The organism is Mesorhizobium sp. M0296, from assembly GCF_040321675.1.
Taxonomy (GTDB): Bacteria; Pseudomonadota; Alphaproteobacteria; order Rhizobiales; family Rhizobiaceae; genus Mesorhizobium.
Window position 1 is genome coordinate 48187 of sequence record NZ_JAMYRZ010000019.1, and the last position, 15561, is coordinate 63747.

Genomic DNA, 15561 nt, shown 5'->3' on the forward strand with positions numbered 1-15561 from the left:
GCGCTGCAGCCACCGTCCATGTCCTAGTGCGGATCGAAACCCACCGGATGATCATGATCCGCGCCTCGGCTTGTCGAGGCTGCGGCGCAACGCATCGCTGATTTCCAGCCGGGATTCGGTGCGCACAACCTTGCCTGCTGTCTCCAAATCGACGGCAGCGGCTTCAGCTCCGTTTCCGGCAGCTTTCGACGCGTCAAGCTTTGCCCGCAACAAGGCCATCACCATCGGCCAGACCGAGAATTTTCCGGCCTTTGCCCGATCCGTCAAGCTGCGCAAATATCCGCCGGCGCTGTTGATCTGGTCCTGTCGCTGGTAGATCGCAGCAATGGTAATCGCCGCCTGCTGCTCACCCATTGCCGTTCGCGCTTCCTCCCAGGCGCTCGGGCTGATGCCCATGGTCGGCCGGGCAACCTCGGCCGCGGCCAGAAATTCACGCCAGTTGCGGATTCCGCCGCCGCCCTTCACGAGCCAAAGCATGTTCGGGCAGGCATCCAGCACGATCCCTAGCGGCAGTTCGCGTTTCGGTAGGCTGCGTACGTTGTCGGTGTCCGCAACGTTGCCGCCCGCTTCATCTTTATTTCCTGGGCGACTTTCAGATTCAATTTTAGAGTCTGGTTTTGAATTCTGTATGTGGCGCTCGATATGAGACTCATTGGCGCTCATATTCTTTGTTTTTACGAACGATTCCAATGCCTCACGCACTTCAGCCCAGAGTTCCTCAAGCTCGGCAGCGATGGCCTCGAGGACCTGGCGGGGTGCTGTACGGGGAATCTTGCCGACGATGGCTTGATAGGCTTGCTGGATCCTGCCCCAATTTGCCGGAACGCCTTCCTCAATGCCGGCGTCTATCATCTTGACGATGTCGCGGCGGCATATAGTTAGCCGTTCCTTAACGACCCGGTAGGCCTTCTTCTCGGCTCGGACGACTTCCGCCAGCTCCTTGAACTCCGCTGCGCGCGCCACGATCGGCGAGATATCGAAGCCGTAGGCTTGCTCGATCTCGCCCCCCTGCCCTTTCCGAGCGTAGCGCTTGCCGTTCGGGCTGTCCCTGCGGATGATCAGCCCACACTCGACCAGGACGGTCAGGTGGCGCCGGAGGGTCGACGGTGGCATGCCATTGGCCCGGCCGATCAGCTGCTCATTGGACGGCCAGACGATCAGCTCGCTGTCGGCATAAAGCGCCGTCTCCGGATGGAATGACAGCAGAGCGTCAAGGATGGCCAGCGCGCGATCGGTCGCGCCCAAGGCGCCTCGGGCTTCCTTGATGTTCTGGAAGACATGCCATTTGTGGACGGTCAGGTCCGCCGGCATTGCCTTTGCGGCCACCTGGCTTGAAATCATGCCAAGCGTCATCGGCCGCCGCCCAAAGGGCGTCGTTGAGATATGCGTGTCCATTTCTTCCTTCGCCTTCAATTAGGCAAAAGAAATCCGTCCGCCGAATCGACGCTTAAAACTCTTGACACTGATTCGCGGAAATGAGATTCTCGACCTGCGAAGAATACGAGAAGGGCTTCCGCGACGGCGACGTTCGGGGGCCTTTTTCTTTTGCGGTTCTACTCCTGCTTCAATTCCCTATTTGCCTGCCAGTCGGCGTAGAGGTCATCCAGCCGATCTGTCAGATATGCACCGAAGCCTTCTGCTCCGGAATCCTTCAGGGAAAGCGTGTAAGCCTTCCCCGAGTCCTTGATCTTGGCCGCGATTTTCCCGCCCTTGGGCTTCCACTCCTTGAGAATGGTCGCGGCCTTGGGCTTCCTCGAAATCTCGGCGAACACCAACATGAAGCGTTCGTCCGATCCCAGGATCTCGAATCCGGGTTTCTGGACAACTTTTCTGGCGGCTTCCAGCACCTTCGGTTCAGCGATCTTCTCCGCAAGCTCCATCCACCTGCGCCGCCCTGCAGCCGGCGCGGAACCTATCGCCTGCACGATGCTCCCAGGAACCACGCGCGCGACTGACAACAGCTTAGAAAGCTCGGTCTTGTCGGTGCTCAGTGCGTGCATGATGACATCCCGCCCGAAGCCCTTCTCTTCGAGGCCCAAGGCAAACATGGCCCGCTCAATGTAGGAAATATCCTTTCTGGCGGTGTTCTCGATACCCTGGGCCACAACGAGCTGGTCGTCGGTCAACGGCCGGATGACCGCCCTAACGTTCCGGTTCAATAGACGGACGGCCCGAAGTCTCCGATGGCCATAGGCTACTTGGTACCGGCCTTTGATATCGGGATGCTGCCGCACGAGAATCGGGACTTCCTGCCCGTTCGCCTCGATGGATTTTACGAAGTCATCATTTTCCGTCACCTCACCGTCGAGGCGGTCGCGCACAAACGACGCATCGACTAGGTCGGGATTGAGTTCAACTACTTTTTCGCCTGCCTTCAGAGCCTCCTGAAGCTCGCGGGCTTCCTGGTCCATCCGGTCGAGGGCGAGACCCATGGTTCGCACCGGGCCAGCCAGGACCCTACCCCCATCTGCCTTCTCGGCGAAGTTGGCCGCGGCCAACTCTCGGGTGGTATCGGTGAAAATTCCAGCCAGCTTGTCGCGCCTGCTCATGCCCGTCCCCATGCCCTCTTTATCCCGTCAAGGATTTCTCCGTTGACGGCGTCAAGGGACTCGATTGCCCGGTCGAAGGTCGACCGGCGGACTTGACCCCGTTCGATCTCGTAAAGCGTTTGCTTGGTAAGCCCCGCATCGGCAATGGCGGTCGACTTCAGCACTGTTGCCGCCAGTACCTCGTCACCGAACAGGCTCCGCAGCAGGCCAACAATCTGAGCCTGCGGCCCGTCATGGGGTTCGTGGCGAGTGATTACATACCGGATGAAGTCGTGTGTCAGGTCTCCTCCTGCCTTGCGGACGACTGCCAGCAGGTCGGCCGTCATCAGCAAAAACTGCGACATTGAGGCTACGTCCACCATCTGTGGATGGACGGTTATCAGGAGCGATGTGGCAGCACAGACTGCCCCGAGCGTGAGATAGCCGAGCTGGGGTGGGCAGTCGATCACCACAACGTCGTAGTCAGCCTCGACTTCCGCCAAGGCTACTCCCGCACGCTTGAAGAAGACCTCTCCTTGGGCCGACCTGCGTTCGATCAGAGCCATAGGAGTTTCATGCTCGAACTCCATCAATTCCAGATTTCCGGGAACGAGATCTAGCCCCGCGAAATAGGTCTTCCTGATAATATCCTTCAACGGGCGTCGCTTGTCGTCGTAGCGGATCGCGCCATAGAGCGTATCGCCTTCGGACAGGTCGAATTCTGGCTGCACGCCGAGCATTGAGGACAGCGATGCTTGCGGATCAAGATCGACAGCCAGCACGCGGTATCCCTGCAGCGCAAGATACTGAGCAAGATAGATCGAGGTGGTGGTCTTCGCCGAGCCGCCCTTGAAATTGGCGACAGCAATGGTCTGCAACTTTTCACCCCGCCGTCGCCACGGGAGATATGCGAGGGCGTCCTTCGGCTTGATAGATGCCATATGCTGCCGCAGCTCGTGGATCTGCGCCAGCGTGTATGAACGCCTACCTGTCTGCGAAACTACCGGCGCAGGACCTTTGCCATCGATGGACAGTTGCCGCAGGTAGCCGTCGGATACTCCAACCAGTTGGGCGGCTTCGCCAGACGTGAAGGTCTTCAGCTCTTTTTGAGACGACGGCGGAAAGAGCCGACTGCTCAACAGCTGCAACTGCATCGATAACTGTTTGGCATGATAAGATATCCTGGCGTCGGAAGTGATTCCGGCAGGCAATACGTTTTGATTCTGCAACATCGATATTTCCCTCTCGATGCGCTTTTTAGTCTGCAATTGCTAAAAAACCGTATCGAAGGTGACATGATTCGGTAACCATGACAACTTGGCCGAGAATCGGATCCCCTAGCCCAGTTGGCCGCGGCCAACTTTTTGCCCTGCTGGCCGTCAAGGCAGCGGCAAAGCCGGCCTTGACGGCCGGTTTTCTGGTCCTTGGTGCCCTGTGATTATCGACGGGCAAGTCTGCCCATCGATCAGGAAAACGAACAGACGGGAAACCGTAAGACTAGGCGGCTTCCTGTCCGGCGGCCGGCTGCAGCGCGGCGAGATACTCAGCAGCGGCCTGCGCCTTCGCAGCGGCCGTGATGATGGCTCTCTTGTCATTCTTAAGGACGGCGAGCCAGCTCGCCAGATAGGTGGCTGTGTTGTCGCGCGGATCATGCGCCACGCCCAGGTCGGCACACAGGAACGATGCTGCGAGCTCCGCAACGAGCTCCTCGACGGCATAGCCTTCACTGCCGAATCTGCCCGTCAAATCGCGGTCCAGGCGATGCTTTGCGCCGGACCAATGCGAAACCTCGTGTAGCAAAGTCGAGTAAAGGTGAACCTCGCTGTCGAAACGCTCGCGGTCAGGCATGAGGATGTCGTCGATGCTGGGCCGGTAGCAAGCTTTGGCGCCACCGTAGCTGACGCCGGCGCCGGTTTTCTGGACGAAGCTTTCGACAGTCTCGACGTGCGGAACCGGATTACCCGGTAGATCCTCGGCCGGGCTGAAGAACCGATCCGGCATGTTCTCGATCTGCTCAATATTGAAGACGGTGTAGCCCTTCAGATATGGGATCGCGCGGTCTTCGTCGTCTTCATAATCCTTCGGAGTGAACGTGCCGTACTTGACGACGAGCGTTCCTTTTTCGCCCATTCGGACTTGCCCGCCAAGCTCCTGCGCCTGGCGATAGGTCATCCAGGTGTTTTCCTCGTAGCCGAACATCTGGCCGGACACCCACAGCATCAGGACATTGATGCCGCGATAGGCTTCGCCGGTCGCGCGGCGCGGGATGAGTGAGTTGCGGACGCTGCCGCGCCAGGGGCGGATCCAGGGCTTGGTGCCGGCTTCAAGCTGCTCGACTATGGTGTCGGTGATGCGTTGGTAGGTGTCCTTGATGCTCTGCATGGCCGTCTCCAGTCCGTTGGTTGACGGCAAGGAACGGAGATAGCCGAAGCGAGCCCATGCACCTGTAGGGCCGAAACGGAGTGGAGGACCGCGACAGCGGTTGCATGGGGGAGGGGCTGTCGTAGCTTGCCCGTCAAATCACCCAACGGACGGAGACGGCGCCGAAACGCATCGAAAATCGACCAGCTCGACGAAAAGCTCGACGAAAAGCAGCTTGTTGCCTGGGGCTGGAGTTATTGACCGCGACCGTCGTCGTCTCGCTCACGGTCTCGCCGCGCCGCCATTTCGACCTCGATGGCCTTCAGCCCAGCGCTTCTGTCCCGCTGTGGCTGCTCGGCCTGTTGGGGCCGCATGTGTGCCTCGGTGGCCTGTTGCTCGCGTCCCAGGCGGGTAAAGTCAGAGCGGGCGGTGAAAGAGACCTCTGTATTGTCGTCGGGCAAGCGTTCGGGCAAGTCGGCGCGGTCGACGGCAATGATCCGCTCATCCGTGACGATACTGGCGACTCTATCGTCATGGCCGAGGATTTGGCCGGTGATTTCCTCTCCCGGCCGTGCCGTGCGGATATTGTGTTCAAACGGCTTCTCGCCGCACCGTTCGAGGTCGGCAATTGCAGCGCGAAGCGCTTCGCGGCGGTTCGGATTGATAGAGTCCTCCAGCACATGCTTCATTGCCGGACTAGACGGGTCGTTTGTGGTCTCGATTGATGCCTCGATCATCCGCGGTTTGCTGATGACGGTAAAATCCACCTCATGGCCGTAATGGCTGCCAAGTTCGGCAATGAACGCCTCCTGGGCGCGGCCGTTGCCCTCGCGGAATGGATGCACGTAATTGAGCTCGGCGAGGACCTGGCCCGCACGCTCAGCGAATTGCTCCGGGGTAGCAGTGCGAAGAACATTGGGATCGCGGATCGGCTTTAAGGCCTCGTCCAGTCCGAAGTCGATGCGTGAGCCATGCAGGAATGAGGTGCTGCCCTTGGAAAGGCTGCCGATCGGCTCGACGCGCTGGCCGTCGACGATCGGGCTTTCGTTGCGCGTGTGACCGGCCCACTCGTAGACGTCCTGAAAAATATAGCCGTGTATGGCCTTCAGATGTTCCTTGTCGAAAGTGCCGCTCGGGCCGCGGCCCTCCGCAATCTCACTCTGTCGAATATGCGTCATGGCATACTCGGCCGGTCTCAGCTCCGAGTGTCTGGTCAGCCCAAACTTGTTGCGTAGGACACCAGTGCGATCTGGATCGCCGGGCGTGTCGGGGTAGGTGTACGATCCCTTTGTCTCGTCCGCCAATACGATTCCTCATGAAAAAAGCCGCCCGTGATCGCAGGCGGCTTGTGAGATCAGAGTTGGAGCGTCAGGCGCGTTTGAAACGCGCCTGCATCTGCTCGCGAAATTCGTCCGACGTGATCTCGCCGGCGACATACCGGGCGTTGGCCGCCTCGAGAACAGGATCGTGGGTGTAGCCCTGCCGGATGTTGGCTGCGCGGGCCTGATCGGTGGCCTTCTTGCGCTTGGCAATGGCCTCCGGAGAACGATCCGGACGTGCGGAATGGATGTTCATCAGCAAAACTCCAGTTGTCTTGAACCCTAGCAAGAAAAGTGCTGACAATCCAGCACTTTGGGGTATTTTTCGGCGTTTCTGAGTGGGCGCCCGGCTTTTGGCCGGGCGCTTTACTGCGACTAATCGCGGGGTTCCCATTCGATGATCGCTTGCAGAGTCGGGTCGTCCTGGCCCGGGAAGCGGCCGAGATTGGCGTTGAAGCTGAGGCGCTTGATCGAGAGCGTGTAGTAGGGCTTGCCCTCCGCGTTCTTCTTTTTCCAGATGCCGCCGACCTCGATGTCATGGCCGCGCGGCGACTTGGCATAGACACGATGCGTCGGTGCTTTTTCGTTGTCCGAGCTGAACGGCACGGCGCTGATGTCCAGGTCGCGTTCAATGGTGGAGATGAGGCCTTTGCCCTTGGCGGCGTCGAGGTCGTCAGCATCGAACTGGATGTAGTTGGTGGTGGTCATGTCAGTCACTCCTCTTTGGTGGTTGCAATGATCGTTCACATGGCACGGCGGAAAGCGGTGTGCACCGAAGGCTGGAGCGCAGCGGAAGAGGCCGGAGGGCGAAAAAATTTGGCGCGCGAGGAAGCCGCAGGCGGGGAAATTTTTGCGCTCTCCGGCTTTGCGCAAACCGCGTCGACGTGCGAACGAGCGTCAAAAGCAACCACCGAAGAGGCGTGAGATATGACTCCTTTGGCAACATTCCTCCTGTTCGTTGTCGACCTGACACGACAAGAAATGAGCCTATATTAGTCATTATCCGAGAGCCTGCAACGAGCTTTGCAGGCCTTTGCTCCAGACACGTGAAGCAATATGGCTCGCGTCGCCTGCCAGTCGATAACACCAATTTGGGTATCTACGGGTTAAGGCATCTTTGAGGACTTGGCGCGGCGATAGAGGTGTGGACTTTCGATCTCAGCGGACCAGATCCCCAAACCATTGCCACGCGCGCGGTTCTCGGCCTCGCCGTACTCAACCAAGCTGATAGGATGGGAAGACGGCAGATATCGCAGCATCGCCTCGGCTAGCCCGGCTTTCACCATGGCGAGGCCCACATCGGTATCGCCTATGAAGCACTGCCCGACCAAACGGCGATACCGGTCCTGATCAATGATTTCGCAACGGACATGCTGTCCGTCGATCATCTTTCGAAGGTAACTGCGAGCAATGACACCGCAACGCCAGTTCTGGCCATCCTTTAGGCCCGTCTGGTCGAGTTCGCATGCATCGATCGCGGCAATCCGAATGCGCTGCTGACGGATACTGATCGTGTCGCCGTCGATTACCCGCGCCTGGCCGGACCATGCCGACGGCTCGGCCGCCGCATCCATGCACCAGATTGCGGCCACGGCCGCCAATATCGTTCGAAATCTCAATTCAATGCCCCCATGGAATTGCGGGCCGCCAGCCCGAAAATCGAGCGGGCAAGATGAAGTTCGCCGGCTGCGGCGCGGTCCGTCATGGCCCGCAAGTAGCCGCCCGGCGATTTAACTTCCTGCTGGTCGTATTTCTGCAGCGTCACCGCGATTGCGACCGCTGCTTGCTGCTCGCCCATCTGTTCGACGGCACGGTGGCGCGCATCATCAGAAATGCCCGTCAGGCGGCACATTTGCGGCACGAGCCGCGCCAGATCGGCCCAACTGCGGGGCAGGGCAAAGCCGTAGGCGTTTAAGGCCGGTATTGCCCGCACCACGTCCTGCAACGCCACTACCGCCTGCGGCTGGCGCTTTTGCCCGTTGACTTGGCTCGAAGCGCCCCCCAGGCTTGGTTCATAAGCCCTCTTGTTGGCGGAGCCAGCCACTAGCAAACTGGATTGTTCGGCGTTAGCCGAACGCCGATTCTGATTACCATTTTCAAAGGGATCAGGGTTTGTAATCTGTTTGTGCATGCCGTTTTCGGCATGCGTGCATGTCGAATTTTTTGTTTCCTGCATCGTCTCGGCCCGGCGGGGAAGTTGCATCAAGCGCCCGACGAACCACTCCAGGAGGGCTGTCGCGCGACGCAGCAACACGCTCGACGCCTTGGACGCAACGCCAACAAGGCCAGCCACGCGTTCAATACGGCCAGCCATGCGCGCCAGGGCGATCTGACAGGCTTGTGGCGGTTGCCAGCCCGTTGTGGACATTGCGCAGCGCGCCGCGATAGCGGCGCAATGCGGCATTCGCTGCCGATTTCTCGGCCTTCGCCTGCCGCACGAGTTGGTCCAGTTCGCGAAAACGGGCGACGAGGATCCGCATGTCTATGCCGCACCCATCAACAATCGCACCATCGCCATTGCGCACCGGGTAGCGCTTGTAGTTGCCGCTATCCTGCATGGTGATCAAGCCCGCGTCGAAAAGGCTGGACAGCATACGGCTCACGCGACCGGGCGAACGACCGATCTCGAAGCCGAGTTGCTGGTTGGACTTGAAGATGATCGGGCTGCCGGATTTGTCGAAGGCCTCGGTTGGTGCGGTGTTGACCAGCGTGACCAGAAGATGGCTTTCGGTCGCGCTGATCAATCCGGTGCATGTCAGGTTTTGGGCAAGCACGGCAAGCTGACCGCGCGTCACCGTGCCGATTTCAGCCGACTCCGCCACTCGCCGGTATTCGGCCCGTTGTGGCGTCATTCGGCGGCCGATCGGCCGCTTGAGTGGCATAGGTTCTCCCACTCTCGTCTCCTCTTCTTGGAGACCAGACAAAGCAATCCCGTTCACCGAAACGGTGTTTTTTGGTTGACAGAGGAAGTGTGGTTTGCGAGAAAGATTTGGCTAAATTGATTATTCGCAAACCGCTTCCGAGATTCGTTTCGGGGCGGTTTTTCTTTTTCTGGTCGGTCTATCTTCTCCGTCGTAAGCGCTGGATTGCCTGATCCGGAATCATGCTGATTCCGATGATTTGCAAAGCATAACCGGAATAACCGTTTTGGCGCAAGAATTGTGCTACACGCGCCTTACGCCAGAAGAGCCTGACGCTCTCAGGTGGCTAATTTCCTTGATTTTCGGCGTTTTTCAAGTGCAAATACATTTCGACACGCTTTGGGACGGTATACCGTATTGGCTCTCGAGGACGAAAACGCCAGCATGGCGCACCATGTCGGCTATCCAGGGCGGGAAGGGGAGTTTGAGGGGAGGGGGTTCGGGCCTCCCCTCAAAATAAGGCCGGTCGATCCGGCCTATTCATTTCAGCGGCGGCCTCGACCGCGCATCGATAGAAGGGAGGCCAGTAGCGCGGGAGAACGCGCAACCGGCCTGCGGCTGGTGTTTTATTCAGCCGCTTCGGGGAACTGCTCGTTGTCCGTTTCGTGCTCGATAGACCTCGCCTCGTCGGCGGCAGCGATCCGCACAGGGGCGGGTATCCAGCCGCTGCCGGCAACAAGTCGCTCAGCGATCATAACGGCTTCGGTCTTTTTGGCCGCTGCCTTGACAGAAAGCTCCGCCTCCCGGCCCTTAGCTTCGGCCACGGCAAGCTCGATGGTGGTCCGGTTGACGTGCTTGAAATAGCTGTCGCCGGTCGTCCCGAACCACTCGGACATGTCGATATTGAGCGCTCGGCCTAGCTGGTTGGCTTGCTCAATGCCCTTCTTGCGATCGTTGAACTTCTTCTCCACCGCGTTGACCGCATGAGCGGCACCAAAGGCCAGCAGCGAAAGAAGCGTGTCCTGCGGCTGCTCCAGCAGCCAATCGAACAGATCGGCGGGATTGCCCGGCAGATGATGGCCGTAGTTTTCGGACAGGTCATTGAACGCCGCAAGGCCCTTGCTGGTGTCGGCGTCCTTCATTGAAGGCTTCAACCGCTCATGGGTGATCGACAGTTGAAGCGCGCTTTGCTCCGAACTGTATAGATAGGCCACTTGCAGCAGCATTGCATGCACCACGGCGATCAGGGCAACGTCAGGATTGTTCGCCAGTTCAATGCGCAGCGCTGCGGTTTTGTGGGCCGTCAGGTCCTCCATAAGAGCCGCCGAATGCGTGACAGTCGGAATTGCGGGCTTTGCCTCGCCCGCGCTGCTCGGCAAGCCCACGGCGGCCTCATCGTCGTCCATTGCCTCGGCATCGTCCGGCTTCACGAAACCGCGCTCGATAGAAAGCCTGCCGTAATAGTCGAGCATGACGAATGCGCCGCCATTCGCCAGTGCCTCGGGGCTATAGGCTTCCGTGCGGGCGGTCAGGGCGTCAATCCGCTTTTCGACTTCCTCAAGCTTTGCCTCGGCATCGTCGTCGGCTGCACCGCTCTCGATCAGTTCGGCAAGCTCGTCATATTCTGCCTGCGTGGCGTCAAGCGCCGCCTGATCTTCCTCGGAAAGGCTCACGTCCTCGGGATAGTGGCGCTCCATGCTATGAAGCCCTTCCGGCATCGAAGCGCGGCACTCCACCCATTTCCAGCCTTCGGCGCGCACCGCCTCGGCCGCCGCCTCAAGCTTCTCGGCCACCAGCTTTTCCAGCAGCACCGTATCAGTGACATAACCGGCGTTGCGTTCATCGAACAGGTCGCGCCTTACGGCGCCGCCCGCCGCTTCATAGGCGGCCAGCCCGCCGATGAACTGGACACGCTTGTCTGTCGCGGCAACCAATTCCTCGGTGAGCGCGCGCCGGATGGAAAAAGCATCACGGTTCCAGGAGGGCAGGGCACTCCATACCTCAACCTGCCGCTGGTGATCGTCGCTGACGGTGAAGGCCGACAACTGCGCAAAACTCATGTCCTCGTCGCGGAACATCTGCAACAGCACCGGCGACACGCGAGCGAGCGCCAGCCGCTTGCACACAATCGTTTCGGTCGTCCCAAAACGGGCGGCGATATCAGCGACTGCTTTGCCCTCTTGGGCAAGGGCGTTGAATGCCACGAACTGGTCAGCCGGGTGCATGGCCTCATGCAGATTCTCGGTCAAGCTGATCGCCGTAGCGTCTTCGGCCTCACGCTGCTTACATTCAACGGGGAAGTCCTTCGCGATCTCGCCCGTCTCGGCAAGAAGGAGGAGTGCGGCACGGCGGCGACCACCCGCCGTCACGAAGTAGCGGCCCTTCTTGTCGCCCTTCCTGACGATGAGGTTCTGCAACAGTCTGTACCCGTCGGCTCGGATGGTCGCGGCCAGTTCCTTGATGCCCTCGGCGCTGTAGGTTTTGCGGACGTTCTTCGGGTCCACGTCCAGCTTGTTCAAGGGGATGGTGATGGTCTCGGTCATGATATTTCTCCTGATTTCCCTTTTCCCGCGAAGCGGTTTCCTGCCCGAAGGGGCAGGAGCCCCGCTCCTGCTCCCGAGCTCGTGCGGAACAGCGGGGGAGAGGGGGGCAAGGAGACAAATCGGAGGGGGATCACCCGCCCGAGGGCGAAGCCGAAGGGGCGCGCTAGATCCGCTATGCGGATCCGCGTCGATCCTGCACGAAGCGCGGGCTGGCCCGCGCGGAGGAAGGACGGGGAGACCGATTTTCTCCTTGCAGGGGAGAGGGGGCAGCGCCCCCTCTCCCATTAGGCGAAAGAACTTCGGCCCGCGCCAGCGGGGCGCCTGTTAACCAGAGAATGTGCTGCTCGAGGAAATCGCATGAAGAGCGGCAGTCCCAAGCTAAGCGGCGCCGAGCGCTCCGATTCAGCCGCTCGCTCTCTACGGCGCTGTTGGGAGGCGCGCTCGCGAGCGGCTTCGCCGCCGAGCTGGTTTGCGGTGTCTGGCCGTTTGTAATCACCCCCGGAACCGTTCGGTGTGCCAGCGGATTTTTCCATCGATCTTCATCGGTTTGTGGATCATCAGGCGCTTCGGCAGATGCTCGGGATGCACCTCGATCAGGGTGATCTTGATCTCCGGCTTGCAGCGGCTGCAGTCGAATTTGAGCTTTAGCGGATCGACCCCGCCGCCATAGACCATCATCAGGTCAGCCGAACGGCAGTAGCGGACATTGCCGCAACTGCATTCCGCCTTGACGAGCATATTGTGCCGGGTCGCCTTGCCCAGCGTGTCGATCGGATCGTGCGCCATTCCTCTAGAAAAGGAACATATTCCTGTTCCGTCAAGAGGCTCTTGACTCCGATGTTCTCATTTCGTTCACTGTCGGCAAATTGGAGACACACCCATGAAGCCGATTACCGCGACCGAGTCCGAGCAGCCCGAGATATATGCCACGGTAAAGCGCGAGCGGGCCGCCATTCACCGGGCCGCCAGCAAGATGGCAAAGCACATGCGTGGCCTGTCCGATGTCAGCCAGAAGCAGGCTATCTCGGAGCTAACGGCCGCTTGGATACTGGCAATATATCCTGAAGACCTCGATCTGGCGTTGTCACTTTCGGATGCGATGCGGCACCAGACCGACATTTACCTGAGAGAGAGCAAGAAGCCCGCTCACCACTGATGGTACAGCGTAGTCGTGGCCCTTCGCCTGCCAGGATCGATCGCGAATGGCCGTATCAAGTGGCCATGCCTGACGACCTATGGACGGGGCGCAGCTTCACATTGATCCGCGAATTTTGCGAAGAGCGCAGGCTAGCCCCAATGAAAAGGCTAGTGCAGGCGATATGGCCAGACCATAGATATGAAAACTGGCGGCTCTACTGCTTCGCGGACGAGGCCTCCGCACAGGCGTTCCTTGACCAATTCCCAGGCGTGATGTTCGATCCAAAGCGCGACCGGGAAAATGGCAAGGCACATGGTGTCTGGCGCCGGACGGGCGAGTACCAGAGAATTCTCGATCTCGGCCCGCTGAGCGTCCCCGAGATCCTGCGGAATTGAGGCAACGGCATGTGTGGGCGCTATACCAGGTATCTCCCCTGGTCGGAAATTCACCGGCTCTATCGACTAACGGCACCAGCCGAAATCGGCCGCAACGATGCGCCGCGCTACAACATTGCGCCCACGGAAGAAGTGCCGTTCGTCACGGCCGGCGAGAACGGGGATCATAAGCTGCGCCAAGGCCGGTGGTGGCTGGTGCCATGGTGGGCGAAGGAAATGCCCAAGGCGGCGATGTTCAACGCTAGGATCGAAACGGCCGATACGTCCGGCGCATTCAAAGATGCCTTTCAGTCGAAACGTTGCCTGATCCCGGCTGACGGCTTCTATGAATGGACGATATCGCCGGCCGACAAAAAGCGCGACCCTTGGCTCATCTTTCTGCCGGAGCATCGGCCGTTCTCGTTTGCTGGACTCTGGGCCTACAATTCAACACTCGACGTCACGAGCTGCACAATCCTGACTGCCGCCGCATCCGAACCCATGAAGCAGATCCACGACCGTCAGCCTGTCATCCTCGACCAGTCCGCTTACGAAGCTTGGCTTGATCCGGCGACACCAATTCCCGCGGCGAAACAACTGCTTGATATTAACCTGGACGGCCAACTGCAGTTCTATCGGGTGAGCCGGGACGTAAACGCGACCGTCAAAGACGGGAAGCCCAACGACAGCCCGCACATGATCGAGCCGGTACCGCTGCTATGAGCGACGAACTGCATCCGGCTTCCCGGTGCAATGGAGCCCGTCACACGCCCGGGCATTCAGCACCATAGGTGCGAGCATCCCGGCTGCGGCAAGAATGCAGGATGGGGCTTTGCCAGACCGAGGCAGACGCCGCACTGGTTCTGTTTCGAGCACCGCGCTGACGGCGAGGCGTTCCTATAACTAACTAGTGTGCTACTCATTCCGATGGCTACTTCATCCGATCCTTGGACAGAGATGCTAAATTAGAGTAGCCTTAATTTCGTTCAACAAAAAAGGGAGAATGCAGTGCCTGTTACCCTTTATACGCACGAACGATACTACCGAGATAACGGCAACACCCAATATGGGCGGTGGAGCGAAAACAAAATTATTGCGTGCCGCGGCGACGGTTACGGCATCGGTTATGACAGTGGCATGTATTCGATTCCTGCGAGAGAACATTGTAATAACGGCGGACCGGTCATGAGCATGACCCGGATCTCCGGAGCGGTTGATCCGAAGTTTGAGAAAATGAAGGAAGCCCTGGAAAAAGATCCGAATGATCCTGGCGCTAGCGAGTAGCGTTTGGCCCGCTCAACGAGCGGGCCTTTTCAATTCGCTGGGTCATCGCGTGCCCGTCGCCGCTGCCCTCAACTGCCTACTGCCTGCTTTATGTCATTTGTAACGGTCGCAAACCCACCTAACGCTACTCCTCGTCACCAAAACCCAGCAACGACGCATGGCGTATGTGGGCGTGGTCGCCGCGAAGATGTTTGACACGCAGCTTTATGCCAGGCTTGACCCACTCCGCCTCCGGCTTCTCCTTCATGACCTCTGGCCTCGGCCCAGCATGATCCTGGACACGCTTCCATAGCCGATCCTTCATGTCTCGGCCCAAGGTGATGAAGGCCGAACCGCGATATTTCCCGGAGCCCGGCTCGGCCAAATAGGCGAATGCCGCCTTGCCACGCTCGCGCTTGACGCCGAGCAGTTCGAATTCATCTTCCGTGAAGCTCTTTGTCTTCAGCCAGTTCGTCGTTGGGCCGCTGCGATACTTGCTGTCAGCGCGCTTCGAGACGATCCCTTCGAGCCCAGCCTGGTCGGCGAGGTAGAAGATCGCCTTGGCGTCGCCGGGCATGGTCTCGCTGAACTGAATCCGGCTGTTCGGTTTTATGATGCTATGGAGAATTTCGCGGCGTGTCTGACAGCCGAGGTCGCGCAGATCACGACCGTCGAGGTGCAGGATGTCGAAGGCGCCGAGATACATGGCGTAGGGGTTGTCGTGAACGGCCTTCTGGAGCGCATTGAAGTCGGGCAGGCCGGTCTCATTGATGACAATCGCCTCGCCGTCAAGGATCGCGTTCTTGACATCAAGCTCCAACGCTGCGTCCACGAGCCCAGCATACTTCTTCGTCCAGTCCGCACCGGTTTTAGTAAAGACCCGGATATCGTCGGGACCGTTGATGACGATCTGAGAACGGTAGCCGTCGAGCTTGACCTCGTGAATCCAGTTTTCACCCTCGGGCGGTTTGACAACCAGCTTGGGCTCCATCGGGGGAATGAACGCCAGCCTTTCGGCCATACAAACTCCACGCAACCAACCCGATTCAATAAACTTTGAACGTTTCGGTTCCGGGAACGCGGCGCAACCCTTAAACGAAGGAGCCCGCGTCCGAGGGGCGGGGACGCGGGCTGATCGGAGCCACCTAAAATCTGGCCTTGTTTGCAAGAGCAG

General features: G+C 59.3%; 16 protein-coding genes and 1 pseudogene. 5 read left to right on the forward strand and 12 right to left on the reverse strand.

Annotated features, from left to right (window positions below; all coding sequences use genetic code 11):
• Window positions 1-51: 51 nt before the first annotated feature.
• The 7 genes from repC (NKI97_RS19085) to NKI97_RS19115 form a co-directional block, all read right to left on the reverse strand.
• On the reverse strand, window positions 52-1395 hold the full coding sequence (repC, locus tag NKI97_RS19085) for a plasmid replication protein RepC (protein ID WP_352835873.1): 1344 nt from the start codon (window positions 1393-1395) through the stop codon (window positions 52-54).
• Window positions 1396-1553: 158 nt separating this feature from the next.
• Entirely contained in the window at window positions 1554-2549 is a 996-nt protein-coding gene (gene repB, locus NKI97_RS19090; RefSeq protein ID WP_352835876.1) for a plasmid partitioning protein RepB, read from the reverse strand.
• Window positions 2546-3760 (reverse strand): plasmid partitioning protein RepA, encoded by a 1215-nt coding sequence (gene repA / locus NKI97_RS19095; RefSeq protein ID WP_292191579.1) that lies wholly within the window; start codon window positions 3758-3760, stop codon window positions 2546-2548. The genes repB and repA overlap by 4 nt, the downstream gene beginning before the upstream one ends.
• Window positions 3761-4025: 265 nt before the next feature.
• A complete protein-coding gene (locus tag NKI97_RS19100) occupies window positions 4026-4910 on the reverse strand; it encodes an ArdC family protein (RefSeq protein ID WP_352835879.1) in 885 nt (294 codons plus the stop codon).
• A 233-nt stretch (window positions 4911-5143) separates the two neighbouring features.
• Window positions 5144-6193 carry a Fic/DOC family protein gene (locus tag NKI97_RS19105; RefSeq protein WP_352835881.1) on the reverse strand — a complete coding sequence of 350 codons (1050 nt, stop codon included), beginning with the start codon at window positions 6191-6193 and terminating at the stop codon, window positions 5144-5146.
• Between the two features lie 64 nt (window positions 6194-6257).
• Window positions 6258-6464, reverse strand: coding sequence for an antitoxin VbhA family protein (locus NKI97_RS19110; protein ID WP_292538289.1), 207 nt, complete (start codon window positions 6462-6464; stop codon window positions 6258-6260).
• 119 nt (window positions 6465-6583) lie between these two features.
• The gene (locus NKI97_RS19115; RefSeq protein ID WP_352835884.1) at window positions 6584-6916 is read right to left on the reverse strand and encodes a DUF736 family protein; all 333 of its coding nucleotides are present in this window, start codon (window positions 6914-6916) and stop codon (window positions 6584-6586) included.
• 27 nt (window positions 6917-6943) lie between these two features.
• Between NKI97_RS19115 and NKI97_RS19120 the strand changes: the two genes are divergently transcribed.
• Window positions 6944-7132: a hypothetical protein gene (locus tag NKI97_RS19120; protein ID WP_352835886.1), complete on the forward strand. Its 189-nt coding sequence runs from the start codon at window positions 6944-6946 to the stop codon at window positions 7130-7132.
• 182 nt (window positions 7133-7314) lie between these two features.
• Here the strand turns inward: NKI97_RS19120 and NKI97_RS19125 are convergent, their stop codons facing one another.
• From NKI97_RS19125 to NKI97_RS19140, 4 genes and pseudogenes are all read right to left on the reverse strand, one after another.
• On the reverse strand, window positions 7315-7782 hold the full coding sequence (locus tag NKI97_RS19125; RefSeq protein ID WP_352836057.1) for a thermonuclease family protein: 468 nt from the start codon (window positions 7780-7782) through the stop codon (window positions 7315-7317).
• Between the two features lie 41 nt (window positions 7783-7823).
• A pseudogene (gene repC, locus NKI97_RS19130) lies at window positions 7824-9090 on the reverse strand (plasmid replication protein RepC).
• Window positions 9091-9695: 605 nt separating this feature from the next.
• Window positions 9696-11897, reverse strand: coding sequence for a ParB/RepB/Spo0J family partition protein (locus tag NKI97_RS19135; protein WP_352835888.1), 2202 nt, complete (start codon window positions 11895-11897; stop codon window positions 9696-9698).
• A 207-nt stretch (window positions 11898-12104) separates the two neighbouring features.
• A complete protein-coding gene (locus NKI97_RS19140; protein WP_352835889.1) occupies window positions 12105-12398 on the reverse strand; it encodes a hypothetical protein in 294 nt (97 codons plus the stop codon).
• A gap of 94 nt (window positions 12399-12492) precedes the next feature.
• Between NKI97_RS19140 and NKI97_RS19145 the strand changes: the two genes are divergently transcribed.
• From NKI97_RS19145 to NKI97_RS19160, 4 genes are all read left to right on the forward strand, one after another.
• Entirely contained in the window at window positions 12493-12768 is a 276-nt protein-coding gene (locus NKI97_RS19145; RefSeq protein WP_352835891.1) for a hypothetical protein, read from the forward strand.
• A 65-nt stretch (window positions 12769-12833) separates the two neighbouring features.
• A complete protein-coding gene (locus NKI97_RS19150) occupies window positions 12834-13145 on the forward strand; it encodes a hypothetical protein (protein ID WP_352835894.1) in 312 nt (103 codons plus the stop codon).
• 9 nt (window positions 13146-13154) lie between these two features.
• Complete coding sequence (locus NKI97_RS19155) at window positions 13155-13847, forward strand: SOS response-associated peptidase (RefSeq protein WP_352835896.1); 693 nt, start codon at window positions 13155-13157, stop codon at window positions 13845-13847.
• 285 nt (window positions 13848-14132) lie between these two features.
• Complete coding sequence (locus NKI97_RS19160; RefSeq protein WP_352835898.1) at window positions 14133-14408, forward strand: hypothetical protein; 276 nt, start codon at window positions 14133-14135, stop codon at window positions 14406-14408.
• 124 nt (window positions 14409-14532) lie between these two features.
• On the opposite strand, the gene NKI97_RS19165 is transcribed toward NKI97_RS19160, so the two are convergent.
• A complete protein-coding gene (locus tag NKI97_RS19165; protein ID WP_352835900.1) occupies window positions 14533-15408 on the reverse strand; it encodes an ATP-dependent DNA ligase in 876 nt (291 codons plus the stop codon).
• Window positions 15409-15561 lie beyond the last annotated feature (153 nt).

What these genes read in the sequence shown, in the direction of transcription:
- NKI97_RS19120 (WP_352835886.1), top strand. Translation starts at nt 6,944, where the DNA reads ATGATCGTTCACATGGCACGGCGGAAAGCGGTGTGCACCGAAGGCTGG.
- NKI97_RS19110 (WP_292538289.1), bottom strand. Translation starts at nt 6,464, where the DNA reads ATGAACATCCATTCCGCACGTCCGGATCGTTCTCCGGAGGCCATTGCC.
- NKI97_RS19135 (WP_352835888.1), bottom strand. Translation starts at nt 11,897, where the DNA reads ATGGGAGAGGGGGCGCTGCCCCCTCTCCCCTGCAAGGAGAAAATCGGT.
- repA (WP_292191579.1), bottom strand. Translation starts at nt 3,760, where the DNA reads ATGTTGCAGAATCAAAACGTATTGCCTGCCGGAATCACTTCCGACGCC.
- NKI97_RS19145 (WP_352835891.1), top strand. Translation starts at nt 12,493, where the DNA reads ATGAAGCCGATTACCGCGACCGAGTCCGAGCAGCCCGAGATATATGCC.
- NKI97_RS19155 (WP_352835896.1), top strand. Translation starts at nt 13,155, where the DNA reads ATGTGTGGGCGCTATACCAGGTATCTCCCCTGGTCGGAAATTCACCGG.
- repB (WP_352835876.1), bottom strand. Translation starts at nt 2,549, where the DNA reads ATGAGCAGGCGCGACAAGCTGGCTGGAATTTTCACCGATACCACCCGA.
- NKI97_RS19115 (WP_352835884.1), bottom strand. Translation starts at nt 6,916, where the DNA reads ATGACCACCACCAACTACATCCAGTTCGATGCTGACGACCTCGACGCC.
- NKI97_RS19165 (WP_352835900.1), bottom strand. Translation starts at nt 15,408, where the DNA reads ATGGCCGAAAGGCTGGCGTTCATTCCCCCGATGGAGCCCAAGCTGGTT.
- NKI97_RS19150 (WP_352835894.1), top strand. Translation starts at nt 12,834, where the DNA reads ATGCCTGACGACCTATGGACGGGGCGCAGCTTCACATTGATCCGCGAA.
- repC (WP_352835873.1), bottom strand. Translation starts at nt 1,395, where the DNA reads ATGGACACGCATATCTCAACGACGCCCTTTGGGCGGCGGCCGATGACG.
- NKI97_RS19100 (WP_352835879.1), bottom strand. Translation starts at nt 4,910, where the DNA reads ATGCAGAGCATCAAGGACACCTACCAACGCATCACCGACACCATAGTC.
- NKI97_RS19125 (WP_352836057.1), bottom strand. Translation starts at nt 7,782, where the DNA reads ATGGATGCGGCGGCCGAGCCGTCGGCATGGTCCGGCCAGGCGCGGGTA.
- NKI97_RS19140 (WP_352835889.1), bottom strand. Translation starts at nt 12,398, where the DNA reads ATGGCGCACGATCCGATCGACACGCTGGGCAAGGCGACCCGGCACAAT.